Origin of the sequence: Proteus hauseri ATCC 700826 (genome assembly GCF_001654965.1) — a bacterium.
In the GTDB taxonomy this organism is placed as follows: Bacteria; Pseudomonadota; Gammaproteobacteria; order Enterobacterales; family Enterobacteriaceae; genus Proteus; species Proteus hauseri.
The window spans coordinates 219627-234027 of the sequence record NZ_LXEV01000021.1 but is presented as its reverse complement, the minus strand read 5'-3'; the positions used below and the strand labels follow the sequence as shown (position 1 = coordinate 234027).

Genomic DNA, 14401 nt, shown 5'->3' with positions numbered 1-14401 from the left:
AAAAAAAGCCAGCACCCGAGCTGGCTAGTAAAAAAATACTGGAAGCAATGTGAGCAATGTCGTTCCTTCAGCAGAAAACCTCTTTACCGCTGAAGGACAATACGGATGATAATCCTTATCATTAGCATTTGTAAAGCTTTTTATTGAGAATTTTTCTCAGTTTGTTTTTCGACAATTTGGGGATAGAAAGTTTTTTAAGTTACAATAGCAAAATCGTTTCTATAAAAGACATTATTTATGCGCCCTATTTTACTTGTTAGTACTATGCTACTCGCCTCTTTATGCATAACTTTTACAGCTAATGCAGCCCCTATGACGCAAGTGATATCGGTAGAACAAGAACCTACTCAAATTCATCAAAATGGTTTTGTTTACTGCATAGATGGCAGTGTAAATACATTTAATCCTCAATTATCAAGTAGTGGATTAATTATTGATCCCCTCGCTGCACAGCTTTACGACCGTTTATTAGATGTCGATCCTTATACTTATCGACTGATTCCTGAACTAGCAGCTCGATGGGAAACTCTTGATAACGGCGCAACTTACCGCTTTTATTTACGTAAAAATGTCTCTTTTCAACAAACACAGTGGTTTAAACCAACACGAAAATTAACGGCTGATGATGTGATTTTTAGTTTTGAACGCATGTTTGATACTACAAATCCTTTTTATCAAGTGAATGGCGGTAAGTACCCCTATTTTGATAGTTTGAGTTTTGCCAATAATATTCAGTCAATTAAAAAATTAGGCCAATATACAGTTGAATTTAGTCTAAAAGAGCCTGATGCTTCTTTTTTATGGCATTTAGCAACTCATTACGCGCCGATTCTTTCTGCTGAATACGCAAAAAACCTTGTTGATTTAGGAACCCAGTCACAACTTGATTGGAAACCCGTGGGTACTGGGCCATTTTTACTTGATGAATATCAAGCCGGTCAATTTGTGCGACTTTTTAGGAATGATAACTACTGGAAAGGCAAACCTAAAATGCAGCAAATTGTGATTGATATGGGCGCAGGAGGCACAGGACGTATCTCTAAATTATTAACGGGCGAATGTGATGTTTTAGCTTATCCCGCCGCTAGCCAGCTAAAAGTTTTACGCGATGACCCTCGGTTAAGATTAACATTACGCTCTGGAATGAATATCGCCTATTTAGCATTTAACACCAGCAAACCACCGCTAAATGATTTGAAAGTCCGCCAAGCTATTGCTTATGCCATTAATAATGAACGATTAATGGAGTCAATTTATTATGGCACCGCAGAAACCGCAGCCTCGGTACTTCCTCGTGCTTCTTGGGCCTATGATAATCGCGCTAAAATTACAGAATATAATCCTGAAAAATCTAAACAAATTCTTAAAGAGTTAGGTCTTGAAGATCTAAAATTAAATCTTTGGGTACCAAGTACATCGCAATCTTACAACCCTAGTCCATTAAAAATGGCGGAGTTGATACAAGCTGATTTAGCACAAGTCGGTATTAAAATGAATATTCGTCCTATTGAGGGACGTTATCAAGAAACAACGATGATGGATAGAACTCATGATATGACATTATCAGGTTGGTCGACTGACAGTAATGACCCAGATAGTTTTTTCCGCCCGCTATTTAGTTGTGCTGCGATAAGTTCACAGACTAACTTAAGCCATTGGTGTTCACCTGATTTTGATGAAATATTAAAAAAAGCGCTTTATAGTCAACAGTTAGCGTCTCGTATGGACTATTATCATCAAGCTCAAGATATCTTAGCCCAAGAATTACCCGTTTTACCTTTAGCAAACTCTTTACGTATGCAAGCTTATCGTTATGATATTAAAGGGCTTGTATTAAGTACATTTGGTAATGCTTCTTTTGCAGGCGTTTATCGAGAAGCTGAAATTGATGAGTACTATCGCAGCAAAGAGGCGACGAACAATCCATGATTATCTATTCGATACGTCGATTACTTTTACTCATTGTGACACTGTTTTTACTGTCACTCGTCAGCTTTAGCTTAAGCTATTACACGCCTAATGGCCCATTGAGTGGTGCATCTCTTGCTGATGCTTATATTTTTTACACTCACAACATGATCCATTTTGATTTTGGAATATCGTCCATTAATGGCGAACCCATTCGAGCTCAACTGATTGAAGCGCTTCCTGCCACGATGGAACTTTGCACCCTTGCCTTTATTTTTGGGCTATTAATTGGCATTCCTGCGGGTATTATTGCTGGTGTTTGGCGTAATAAGTCTGCCGACATTTTGATTAGTAACTTTGCTTTATTAGGTTTTTCTGTTCCTGTTTTCGGGCTAGCTCTATTATTAACGCTCTTTTTCTCATTAAAATTGGGCTGGCTTCCTGTATCTGGGCGTATTGATTTGTTATATAACCTGCAAACTGTGACAGGTATTGCACTTGTTGATGCATGGTTATCTGATTCACCTTATCGTCAACAAATGATAATCAACGTATTACAGCATTTGGTTTTACCCATCACAACATTAGCCATTGCACCAACTACTGAAGTCATTAGGTTAATGCGAAATAGTACGGAAGAAATCATGGCTGAAAACTATGTAAAAGCAGCCGCAACGCGAGGTCTCTCGCGTTTTACAATTATTCGGCGTCATATTCTTCATAATGCTTTACCGCCAATCATCCCTAAATTAGGCTTACAGTTCTCGACTATGTTAACTCTTACCATGGTAACAGAAATTGTTTTTAACTGGCCGGGACTTGGTCGTTGGTTGGTCACAGCGATCCGTCAACAGGACTATTCTGCGATTTCAGCGGGTGTAATGTTAATAGGTTCAATGGTCATTATTGTTAACGTGCTATCAGATATCGTGGGTGCGATGAGTAATCCAATGAAACATAAGGTGGGATATGCCTTTAGATAGCCAATTTTATAAAGAGAAAAAAACGCCATCTCCTGCGCACGTAATTTGGCAATGCTTTTCTAAAGATGTTATTGCCATGGTTGGATTCTATGGCGTTATCTTCTTATTAGTATTAAGCATCGTTGGCCCTTATATTGCGCCTCATGCGCTTGATCAGCAATTTTTTGGACATCAGTTAACACCGCCTTCATGGTACCAAAACGGGAATGTTTCCTACTTCTTTGGTACAGATGACTTAGGCAGAGACGTTTTTAGCCGGATCTTAATTGGTGCAAGCTTAACCTTTGGTGGTGCGTTTATTGTTACATTTGCAGCCACATTAATGGGATTAATTATTGGTTGTTTGGCTGGAATGACCCACGGGTTAAAATCTGCTGTGTTGAACCATATTTTAGATACATTATTATCTATTCCATCATTATTGTTGGCTATCATTGTTGTGGCATTTGTAGGAACCAGCTTAGAACATGCCATGATAGCAATCTGGTTAGCATTGTTACCACGTTTAGTCCGCATGATTTACTCTGCCGTAAACGATGAACTAAACAAAGAGTACGTTATTGCCGCGCGGCTTGATGGTGCTTCTAATACCTCTATTTTATGGTATACAGTGCTTCCTAACATTACGCCTGTTTTAGTATCAGAACTCACCCGAGCTTTCTCGATAGCTATTCTTGATATTACCGCTTTGGGTTTTCTTAATTTAGGTGCCCAATTACCCTCTCCTGAATGGGGCGCAATGTTAGGAGATTCACTAGAGTTAATTTATGTGGCTCCTTGGACAGTGTTAATTCCTGGCGCAACCATTATGATAAGTGTTTTACTTGTTAATCTATTAGGTGATGGTTTACAGCGTGCAATCAACGAAGGAGTCGAATAATGCCATTATTAGATATCCGTAATTTAACCATTGAATTTATGACGCCGGATGGTCCTGTAAAAGCCGTTGATCGCGTATCTATCACGTTAAATGAGGGCGAAGTAAGAGGTTTAGTCGGCGAATCCGGATCTGGTAAAAGCTTAATTGCTAAGGCCATTTGTGGTGTGACCAAAGACAATATTAATGTCACCGCTGACCGTTTTCGTTTTAATGATATTGATTTACTAAAACTATCACCAAGAGCCCGTCGTCGAGTTATTGGTCATAATGTGTCGATGATATTTCAAGAGCCCCAATCTTGTCTCGATCCTGCGACAAAAATTGAACAACAGTTAATTCAAGCTATTCCAGGTTGGACATTTAAAGGTCATTGGTGGCAGCGATTTCATTGGCGTAAACGTCGCGCTATTGAATTATTGCATCGAGTTGGTATTAAAGATCATAAAGATATTATGCGTAGTTACCCCTATGAACTCACCGAGGGCGAGTGTCAAAAAGTGATGATCGCTATTGCTATTGCAAACCAACCACGATTATTAATCGCAGATGAACCAACTAATGCTATGGAACCGGCGACACAGACACAAATATTTCGCTTATTAACACGCCTTAATCAAAACAATAATATGACCATTCTTTTGATTAGCCATGACTTACAATGGATGAGTAAGTTGGCGAATAAAATTACAGTGATGTATTGTGGTCAAACAGTCGAAACTGCGGTACCAGACGAACTATTAGTTACGCCTTATCATCCATATACACAAGCACTTGTCCGTTCTATTCCTGACTTTACTAACTCTCTCATCCATAAGAGTCGGTTAAATACATTACCTGGTGCAATTCCTTCGTTAGAACATTTGCCAGTAGGTTGTCGGTTAGGGCCTCGCTGCCCTTATGCACAACGTCAATGTATTGAGGCACCGCGTTTGCGTTTATTTAAAAATCATTCTGTAGCCTGCCATTTTCCATTAAATGTGGAGCCGACAGATGTTCGATAAATTGCTCGAAGTTAAAAACTTATCAAAAACATTTCGCTATCGTACTGGGCTTTTTCGTCGTCAGCAGCATGTTGCAGTAAAACCCGTCAGTTTTACTCTTGAACCTAAACAAACATTGGCCATTATTGGTGCTAATGGTTCTGGGAAATCAACATTGGCAAGAATGCTTTCGGGTGTTACAGAGCCAACTGAGGGTGAAATTTTTATTAATGGACATCAACTCAGTTTTGGCGATTATTCTTATCGTAGTCAGCGAATTCGGATGATATTTCAAGATCCCACAAACTCACTGAACCCCCGTCAGCGTATTGGACAAACCCTTGATATTCCTTTGCGCCTTAATACCGATTTAAGTGCGATAGAACGAGAAAAACGAATTTATCAAACATTACGTCAAGTAGGACTTTTACCTGAACATGCGAATTATTACCCTCATATGTTTGCATCAGGACAACGCCAACGAATAGCTTTAGCTCGTGCATTAATTTTACAACCACAAGTTATTATTGCTGATGAAGCAATAGCATCTCTTGATATGTCTTTGCGTTCTCAAATCATTAACTTAATGTTAGAACTGCAAGAAACCCATGATATTGCTTATATTTATGTTACGCAAAACTTAGGTATGACTAAACATATCAGTGATAAAATTATCGTTATGGATAACGGCGAGGTTGTTGAACGAGGCAATACCGCTGAAGTACTTGCATCGCCTTTACATGAAGTAACGCGCCGTCTTGTCGCTAGTCATTTTGGTGAAGCCTTGTCAGCAGAAGCTTGGCGCCAAGATTTGGCTTAAGGGTGAATAATATCGAAATAATTGTATTGCACATTATTTCGCCCCTTTTCCTTAACTCCTCGGAGGTGCTAGGGAAATTAAACAATTTTACAAATGTCGTGGTAGAATCAGCCACGTTTATTAACAATAAGCGTGATAACCTAACAGATAAATAAAATTCTGAATGATGTTATTATCGCGATTTACGAAAAAAAACAAGGATACAGCTATGGGCTTTATGACCGGCAAACGCATTCTTATTACTGGTGTTGCTAGTAAATTATCAATTGCTTATGGTATTGCCAAAGCTATGCATGACCAAGGTGCTGAACTTGCATTCACCTATCAAAATGAAAAACTCAAACCTCGTGTTGAAGAATTTGCAGCATCATTAGATTCTAGCATTGTATTAGAGTGTGATGTCGCACAAGACGACAGTATTACTGCAATGTATGCAGAACTTGCTAAAGTTTGGCCTAAATACGACGGTTTTGTTCACTCTATCGGTTTTGCACCAGCAGACCAATTAGACGGTGACTATGTTAATGCTGTAACTCGTGAAGGTTTTAAAATCGCCCACGATATCAGTGCATACAGCTTCGTTGCAATGGCAAAAGCAAGCCGTGAAATGTTAAACCCTAACTCGGCGCTGTTAACCCTAACTTATTTAGGTGCTGAACGTGCAATTCCTAACTATAACGTTATGGGTCTGGCTAAAGCCTCTTTAGAAGCTAACGTTCGTTATATGGCAAATGCAATGGGTCCTGAAGGTATTCGTGTTAACGGTATCTCTGCCGGCCCTATTCGTACATTAGCGGCATCAGGTATTAAAGACTTCCGTAAAATGCTAAGCCATTGCGAATCTGTAACACCACTTCGTCGCACAGTAACGACTGAAGATGTAGGTAATACAGCAGCATTCCTGTGCTCTGATTTATCAGGTGGTATTACAGGTGAAATTATTCATGTTGATGGTGGCTTTAGCATCGCTGCAATGAATGAATTAGAACTGAAATAATTTTCATTCTTTAAAAAGAGAACCTCATTTTCGAGGTTTTCTTTTTCTCATTGGGCCAAATAGTCAGTTGCTTTTACACCACAGACACCATATATACCACATTGTTTCTTTCGCTGTTATTTCATAGCAGTATTTACTTATTAATCATTTTGTTAGTTTTCTTCATTATAGATAATTTCTTCTTTTATTTATAAACATCTTCCTATAGTCTTTTCACTGATTAAATAATATTGCCGTATATTAAACAGTGGATGTAATGTATGAAGAAATTTAGTTTCCTTTTTTATATTTTTTCTCTTATTGGTGCAGGAATTATTATCATTGCATTATTTGTAATTAAATCCGAATTATATTTAATTACAAATGGTATAGAAACAACAGGTGTTGTTATTGATATCAGCATTGACCGTTCTTCTAATAATAAAGAAACTTACTTCCCTATTATTCAATTTAATACTGAAAAAAATGTAGAAACTACTTTTCGTTCCACTACAGGCAGTAGCGGTTATCGCAATAGTATTGGTAACGAGGTTCCTATTATTTATCTTCCTAATAATCCTCAAAAAGCATCAATTAATAGCTTTTTTAGCTTATATGGCCCGGGGCTAATCTTAACTATTTTTGGTTTAATTTTCACTTCGATAGGACTTATCCCCCTTGTTATAATAAGAAGAAAAAACAATAAAAACAAACGATTAAAAAGAGAAGGAACACCGTTAACGGTAAAAATAACTGATGTTATTCTTAATCAGCATGTTCATATTAACCGTCAATCACCTTATCAAATCGTTGCTGATCATCACGATAAATTGAATAATCGAATTATTCGATATAAAAGTGACTATATTTTCTTTGATCCCTCTCCTTATATTAATTCAGATCTTATTACTATTTATATAGATAAAAATAATCCTAAAAAATATTATCTTGATATCTCTTTTCTGCCAACATTAGAAGATTCATTTTAGATATCTCTCGGTATAATTGTCATTATCTAAATCGGGGAAGTATTATTATTTCTATAAATTTTATCAATTAACATCACTGTTCACAGATTTACAAAAAGCTTTTTTTATTAACCTATTTTGAATTTGCTAATTTTTCAGAACACCCTATCATCTAAACTTAGTGATGATATTATTTTATATCCGCACCATTAATGCCATCTCATTGATAGGGAGTCGTTCAATATGAAATTGTACTACGCACCAGGCAGTTGCTCACTTTCTCCTCATATCGTTTTACGTGAAACAGGTTTAGATTTTTCTATTGAGCGTATCGATTTACGAGCAAAAAAAACCGAATCTGGTAAAGATTTTCTGAGTATTAACCCTAAAGGGCAAGTCCCCGTACTTCAATTAGATAATGGTGATGTTCTTACTGAAGGTGTTGCTATTGTGCAATACCTTGCTGATTTAAAACCTGATAGAAACTTAATTTCCCCACCAAAAACGTTAGAGCGTTATCACCAAATTGAGTGGTTAAACTTTCTTGCCAGTGAAATGCATAAAGGCTATGGCCCTCTATTTTCACCAGACACACCAGAAAGTTATGTACCGGTAGTGAAAGAAAAACTGAAAAGCAAATTCCGTTATATTGATGAAGTATTAACCAAGCATAATTTTATTTGTGGTAACAACTTTACCGTTGCTGATGCCTATTTATTTACACTTAGCCAATGGGCGCCACATGTTGGTTTAGATATTACCGATTTAACCCATCTACAAGATTATTTAAAACGAATTGCACAACGTCCTAATGTACATAGCGCACTCGTTACTGAGGGATTAATTAAAGAATAAAATTTGGTGCTGTATTTAAGCAATATAGCCATAATTAGGTTATTAATATAAAAAACGGAAGCTCTACGCTTCCGTTTCTCATTGGTTAATCAATCTAATTGTGTTGCACAGAACTTATGAGTTGGATGCACCATTTGATCTTGAGCAGCAACTAATTGCAGTTCGTATTCATTCATTTCTTTCGTTTTTAACATCACTTCATAAACTGCGGCGGCAACATGTTCTAAAGCCGTTGATAGCTCTACACCTTTTAATAAATCCACCAGCATTAATCCGCTTGTTAAATCCCCGACACCCACAGGTTGGCGCTCACCAAAATCCACTAATGGGCGACTAACATGCCAGCTATGCTCTGCTGTGACTAATAGCATTTCAAAACGGTCATGACGATAACCAGCACGTGATAAGTGTTTAACTAATACAACTTTAGGACCTTGTTGACAAAGCTCACGAGCCGCTCTTACACATTCATCAACATTATGAAGTGCTTTACCACCCGCAAGCGTTTCTAACTCTAGTAAATTAGGCGCAATAATATCGCTAATAGGTAATGCTGCTTCGCATAACACTCCCGAGACTTCAGGTGGCACAATACAGCCTTTTTCAGGATGTCCCATCACAGGATCACAGAAGTACCATGCATTTGGATTAGCTTGTTTTACTTTTTTAACGATATCAACAATACGTAAACCTTGTTCTGCTGACCCTAAATAACCACTCAATACAGCATCACATTGTGCAAGTTTACCAATAGCGGCGATACCGTCCACAATCTCAGTGATGTGTGAGGCTGACATTACGCAACCTGTCCATTTTTCTGGGTACTGTGTGTGATTAGAGAATTGAACGGTATTTAAAGGCCAAACATTAACACCCATACGGCGCATTGGAAATTCAGCAGCACTATTACCAGCGTGACCAAAAACAACATGAGATTGAATAGAAAGTATATTTTTCATGACATAAACCGATTATTGTGAATACACACAACACCCAAGCTCTATCATCATAGGCGAGGTATATTTATTTATTTTTATCAAAAAAAAGGGCAACACATAGGGCTGCCCTTGACTGTCAGTTACTTCCAAATGACAAGGCAATAGTGTTTTTTGCCACGACGTAAAATAGAGTAACGACCAAATAAGAAATCTTTTTCTTCAAAAATGTACTCAGGATTATCTTGCTTATCGCCATTAATCGCGACAGCGTTAGAGCCAATCATTGTTCGCGCCTGACCACGTGAAGGTACTAATTCTGCATTTACCAACGCTTGTTGTAAATCGCTACCTTTTTCTAACTCAATAGTAGGCATACCATCTTGCGCTAATTGTTCTAGGTCTGCTTGAGTTAAGTCTGCAATTGCACCAGAAAATAAACTGTCTGTGATACGTTGCGCAGCAATTAAACCGTCTTCACCATGCACTAAGCGAGTAACAAGTTCTGCTAAAACACGTTGTGCACGAGGTGCTTGTCCACTATTTTTATCTTCTTCTTCAAGTGCATTAATTTCATCAATGCTCATAAAGGTAAAGAATTTTAAAAAGCGATAAACATCAGCATCAGCCGTATTGATCCAGAATTGGTAGAATTTGTACGGACTCGTTTTCTTAGGATCTAACCAAACCGCACCACCTTCTGTTTTACCGAATTTTGTACCATCAGATTTGGTAATTAATGGAACTGTCATACCAAATACTTGTTTCTGATTGAAACGACGGGTTAAATCGATACCTGAAGTGATGTTACCCCACTGATCAGAACCACCAATTTGTAATTCAACACCTACATGCTTATTTAATGATGCGAAGTCATAAGCTTGTAATAGGTTATAGGCGAATTCAGTAAAGGAGATACCAACATCATCACGGTTTAAACGTTGTTTTACCGCTTCTTTGTTGATCATTTGGTTCACAGAGAAGTGTTTACCGATATCACGCAAGAAAGTTAGCACATCCATTTGACCAAACCAGTCATAGTTGTTTGCTAATTCCGCACTGTTTTCACCACTGTCGAAATCTAAGAAAGGTGATACTTGTCGACGAATTTTTTCTACCCATTCGTGAACAGTATCTTGGGTATTCAGTTTGCGCTCGGTGGCTTTAAAACTAGGATCACCAATAAGACCCGTTGCACCACCCACCAACGCCACAGGCTTATGCCCGGCTAGTTGGAATCGTTTTAAACACAGCAAAGGAACCAAATGCCCCAAGTGCAGACTATCAGCGGTAGGATCAAAGCCACAATAGAGAGCGATAGGACCTTGCTCCAAACGCTCTACTAAAGCTGCCTCATCCGTGACCTGAGCGATTAGCCCACGCTCCTGCAATTGTGTGATTAGGTTCTTGCTAGACATCAATGACTCCATCGGTTTATTATTTTTTGTCTATTTAAAATATAAGTAAAACATAAGTGGTATAGCATAAAGCGCTACCACGCTAAGTACCAGTAGAAAAAGCCTTTTTGAGATAAAATTTATCAACGCGCAATTAAGGCGCTAATCGCGCTATATCCCATCCTTCTGGTGATTTTTGGTAGATAAAACGATCATGTAAACGGTTTTCTCTTCCTTGCCAAAACTCAACAGAATCAAACGTTACTCGATATCCACCCCAGAAACTTGGTAATGGCACTTCACCATTTTGAAATTTCTGCTTTAATTCCATAAATTTGCTTTCTAATACGCCTCTCGCAGAAATACGCGATGACTGCGCCGAAGCCCAAGCTGCAATTTGACTATCTTTAGGGCGACTATGAAAATATTTAATGACTTCAAACGAAGAGAGTCTTTCTGCTTTACCCAAAAAGCACACTTGTCTTTCTAACGGATACCAAGGAAATAATAGACTTACTTTTTGGTTATGTTCTAAATGGCTCGCTTTGCGGCTACCTAAGTTGGTGTAGAACACTAACCCTTTCTCATCGAAGTGTTTTAACAGCACAATACGCTGATAGGGCTGCCCCGTTTCATCAACCGTCGCCACACACATTGCGGTAGGATCACTAAGTCTTGCTTCACAGGCTTGTTTTAGCCATTTTTCAAACAAAACCAGAGGCTCTTCTGTTAACTCATGACGTCGTAATCCACCATTCATATATTCACGGCGAAGGTCAGCAACATCAATAAAATCAAGTTCAGTCATTTTTCACTCTCTCTTTTGAGAAACTGCATTCAGCATATCACGCTTAACGGGGATTTGTAGGGTAAATCGCCCCTAAAACAGTTTCTCTTGATGCCCCTGTTACAGAAGGTAAATTTCCTGATTCATTAGCAATAGTGCGTGCTGCAAGCCACCCAAATGCAAGGGCTTCCATATCATCACCACTTAGGCCATATTTATCTGTTGGAGCTACTTCAGTGCCCGGTAATAATGCTGCTAGTCGTTGCATTATCTGTCCATTACGCGCACCACCACCACAAACAAGAAGACGCTCACATCCCCCATTCAATTGAACTTGTTGAACAATGCTTATTGCAGTTAATTCGACGAGGGTCGCCTGCACATCTTCAGGAAAAACATTAGGTACTTGCGCTAAATAATAATTTAACCATTGTGTATTGAAATATTCTCGCCCTGTACTTTTTGGTGCAGAACGAGAAAAATAAGGATCAGCCAGCATCTCTTTAAGTAATGTTTTATTTACTGTCCCTGTCGCTGCCCATCGCCCGTTCTCATCATAAGGTGTTTGATTATGGATCCAGTTCCAACTATCCAATAGCATATTGCCAGGCCCTGTGTCGTAACCTTTAACGGCCACACCAGGTAATAGCAGTGAAATATTAGCAATACCGCCAATATTTAAAATAATACGTTTTTCAATAGGATGACCAAGTACTGCAAAATGAAAAGCGGGCACAAGTGGTGCACCTTGTCCACCATAAGCCATATCTCGACGGCGGAAATCACCTACGGTTGTTATGCCCGTTAATGCAGCAATTCGATTGTTATCACCAATTTGCATTGTAAAGGGTATTGGACTTTCAGGCTCATGCCAGACGGTTTGCCCATGACAACCTATCGCAGTAATATCACTGGCACTTAATTTTGCTTTTGACAATAATCCAATGATGGCTTGGGCATAAAGTTCACCCAATTGTGCATCGAGTTCCCCTAGTTCATGCAATGTGACGGGTTGCCCTTGGCATATAGAAAGAATACGCTGACGCAAATTTTGTGGATAAGGAAGAAAATAATTAGCTTGTTGTGCTACAAATTTATTGCTTATTGCAGCCAGTACAACATCAACACCATCTAAACTTGTGCCTGACATCACGCCGATGTACCGTCCCGCCCTCATGTTCTTTTCCTTATAATCAAGATGATGCAATAATTTAACATATAATGTTATATTTTCTTTTTTCAGAAATCTCTTCTGGGTTTACTATCTCGCTTTACTATATAGTAAGACATATATTATTAAAATCAGTCTCGCTATACATAAAATACAAGCTATAACTTATACTAAACAATATTGGTATTATCTGGGTTTTTCTCGGATTTTTATTAGGAGTAACTATGTTTAAGCATTTACTTATTGGTCTGTTTACTGTTACCGCTCTTGCTGGTTGTGTGAATACCAATTCATTATCTGGTGATACATACAGTGCAAATCAAGCGAAACAAGCTCAAAGTGTGACTTATGGTACTATTGTCTCAGTTCGGTCTGTGAATATTCAAGCAGGCAGTGATGAAAACCTATTAGGCGCAGTAGGCGGAGCTGTTTTAGGTGGACTATTAGGTAACACTATTGGTGGTGGTAGTGGACGTAATCTTGCAACTGCCGCGGGTGCAATCGCTGGTGGTATGGCAGGACAACAAGCTCAAGGCGCATTAAATACAACCAAAGGTATTCAGCTTGAAGTTCGTTTAGACAGTGGTAAAACCGTTGCAGTGGTACAAAAAGCTGATAACACAGTTTATCGCCAAGGCCAACGTGTTGCTGTTATTGGTAGTGGTAATAATTTAACTGTTTCACCTCGTTAAACTTAATAAAAAATAGGCAACTTTTTATCGTTGCCTATTTTTCTAGAATATTTAATTTTTATCTACTAGATATTCCATCAATCACAGAAAAATAATATAACTATCTTAATAATTACTTTTCACGTAATCACTTATAACAAGAAATTATTAATATAAATTACATTAAAAATATTTATGTGGCATACTTTGCCCCATTCATTCTTAGATGACATATATTTAATTAAAAATAATTAATCGTGTAGTCTATTTATATTTTTCTCTAATCTTTGAACTAAAATAACTAATGTTTCAATTTCCTCTTGTTGAATGCCACCTAATATTTCTTGGCGTGTTTTTTCGATAACAGTGTAAACCTCTTTAATAAAAGGTTCTGATTCTGCGGTCAATTTAATTCTTTTTGCTCTACGATCATTTGCACAAGTGTGTCGGCAAATCAATTTTTTTTCTTCCAGCTGATCTAAAGTTCTTACTAAAGAAGGCTGTTCAATTCCTATTGCTTTAGCCAATTGTATTTGTGACTGCTCTGGAGGTAATTGACTAATGTTATACAGCGTTACCCAATGTGTTTGAGTCAGTTTTAATGGCTTGAGACGATGATCAATCAATGCACGCCATAATCGGACTAAACGCGCTAAATCTGCTCCTAATGTTGATTCCACTTATCCCTCCTTAAATTAGCATACTGAGTCAGAATTTTATAAAATTTCAGATAATACTTTTAAAATAACTTTTCTTAACTTATCTATTCTCTTTAGTATTTGCATTATTACAATTAAGTTTTCAATCCTATATATTATATTGGGTAATTATTTCATTAGATTCAATTAAGCATTCTTCTTTTTCTAAAATTAAATTTTATAAAGAATAACCTCGTTATAAAAACTAATCTATATTTTTTTACATAATTGTTATTATAATTTCATTCAATATCAAAGAGAATGATAAATCCTTTAAAATTCACCAAATTATAATCAATTATAATTAAAATAATTTCAAATAATATTATTATTATTAAAACAAATAGAATATCAGAAATTAATTAAACCCAG

Annotated in this window: 14 protein-coding genes; 9 read left to right on the top strand and 5 right to left on the bottom strand. The window is 37.6% G+C overall.

The annotated features are described in order from the left end of the window. Positions 1 to 237: 237 nt before the first annotated feature. The 8 genes from sapA to gstA all read left to right on the top strand — a co-directional run bounded on the left by sapA (position 238) and on the right by gstA (position 8370). Positions 238 to 1929, top strand: a complete 1692-nt coding sequence (gene sapA / locus M997_RS08965) for an ABC transporter substrate-binding protein SapA (protein ID WP_064719774.1) — start codon at positions 238 to 240, stop codon at positions 1927 to 1929. Next, a complete protein-coding gene (gene sapB / locus M997_RS08960) occupies positions 1926 to 2891 on the top strand; it encodes a putrescine export ABC transporter permease SapB (RefSeq protein WP_064719773.1) in 966 nt (321 codons plus the stop codon). Before sapA ends, sapB begins: the two co-directional genes overlap by 4 nt. After that, entirely contained in the window at positions 2878 to 3771 is an 894-nt protein-coding gene (sapC, locus tag M997_RS08955) for a putrescine export ABC transporter permease SapC (RefSeq protein ID WP_064719772.1), read from the top strand. Before sapB ends, sapC begins: the two co-directional genes overlap by 14 nt. Further along, a complete protein-coding gene (gene sapD / locus M997_RS08950; protein WP_064719771.1) occupies positions 3771 to 4772 on the top strand; it encodes a putrescine export ABC transporter ATP-binding protein SapD in 1002 nt (333 codons plus the stop codon). Before sapC ends, sapD begins: the two co-directional genes overlap by 1 nt. Beyond that, complete coding sequence (gene sapF, locus M997_RS08945) at positions 4762 to 5571, top strand: putrescine export ABC transporter ATP-binding protein SapF (RefSeq protein WP_064719770.1); 810 nt, start codon at positions 4762 to 4764, stop codon at positions 5569 to 5571. Before sapD ends, sapF begins: the two co-directional genes overlap by 11 nt. Before the next feature lie 208 nt (positions 5572 to 5779). Further along, positions 5780 to 6568: an enoyl-ACP reductase FabI gene (gene fabI / locus M997_RS08940; protein ID WP_064719769.1), complete on the top strand. Its 789-nt coding sequence runs from the start codon at positions 5780 to 5782 to the stop codon at positions 6566 to 6568. A gap of 260 nt (positions 6569 to 6828) precedes the next feature. Continuing rightward, complete coding sequence (locus M997_RS08935; RefSeq protein WP_064719768.1) at positions 6829 to 7536, top strand: DUF3592 domain-containing protein; 708 nt, start codon at positions 6829 to 6831, stop codon at positions 7534 to 7536. A 222-nt stretch (positions 7537 to 7758) separates the two neighbouring features. Continuing rightward, positions 7759 to 8370: a glutathione transferase GstA gene (gstA, locus tag M997_RS08930; RefSeq protein ID WP_064719767.1), complete on the top strand. Its 612-nt coding sequence runs from the start codon at positions 7759 to 7761 to the stop codon at positions 8368 to 8370. An 89-nt stretch (positions 8371 to 8459) separates the two neighbouring features. On the opposite strand, the gene pdxY is transcribed toward gstA, so the two are convergent. The 4 genes from pdxY to anmK all read right to left on the bottom strand — a co-directional run bounded on the left by pdxY (position 8460) and on the right by anmK (position 12666). Beyond that, the gene (pdxY, locus tag M997_RS08925; protein ID WP_064719766.1) at positions 8460 to 9329 is read right to left on the bottom strand and encodes a pyridoxal kinase PdxY; all 870 of its coding nucleotides are present in this window, start codon (positions 9327 to 9329) and stop codon (positions 8460 to 8462) included. 119 nt (positions 9330 to 9448) lie between these two features. After that, on the bottom strand, positions 9449 to 10723 hold the full coding sequence (tyrS, locus tag M997_RS08920; protein ID WP_064719765.1) for a tyrosine--tRNA ligase: 1275 nt from the start codon (positions 10721 to 10723) through the stop codon (positions 9449 to 9451). Positions 10724 to 10856: 133 nt separating this feature from the next. Beyond that, positions 10857 to 11510: a pyridoxamine 5'-phosphate oxidase gene (gene pdxH / locus M997_RS08915; RefSeq protein WP_064719764.1), complete on the bottom strand. Its 654-nt coding sequence runs from the start codon at positions 11508 to 11510 to the stop codon at positions 10857 to 10859. Positions 11511 to 11553: 43 nt separating this feature from the next. Then, on the bottom strand, positions 11554 to 12666 hold the full coding sequence (anmK, locus tag M997_RS08910) for an anhydro-N-acetylmuramic acid kinase (RefSeq protein ID WP_064719763.1): 1113 nt from the start codon (positions 12664 to 12666) through the stop codon (positions 11554 to 11556). Positions 12667 to 12884: 218 nt separating this feature from the next. On the opposite strand from anmK, the gene M997_RS08905 reads away from it, so the two are divergent. Next, positions 12885 to 13352, top strand: a complete 468-nt coding sequence (locus tag M997_RS08905; RefSeq protein ID WP_064719762.1) for an outer membrane lipoprotein — start codon at positions 12885 to 12887, stop codon at positions 13350 to 13352. Positions 13353 to 13582: 230 nt separating this feature from the next. On the opposite strand, the gene slyA is transcribed toward M997_RS08905, so the two are convergent. Then, entirely contained in the window at positions 13583 to 14011 is a 429-nt protein-coding gene (slyA, locus tag M997_RS08900; protein WP_064719761.1) for a transcriptional regulator SlyA, read from the bottom strand. Between the last annotated feature and the right edge of the window lie 390 nt (positions 14012 to 14401).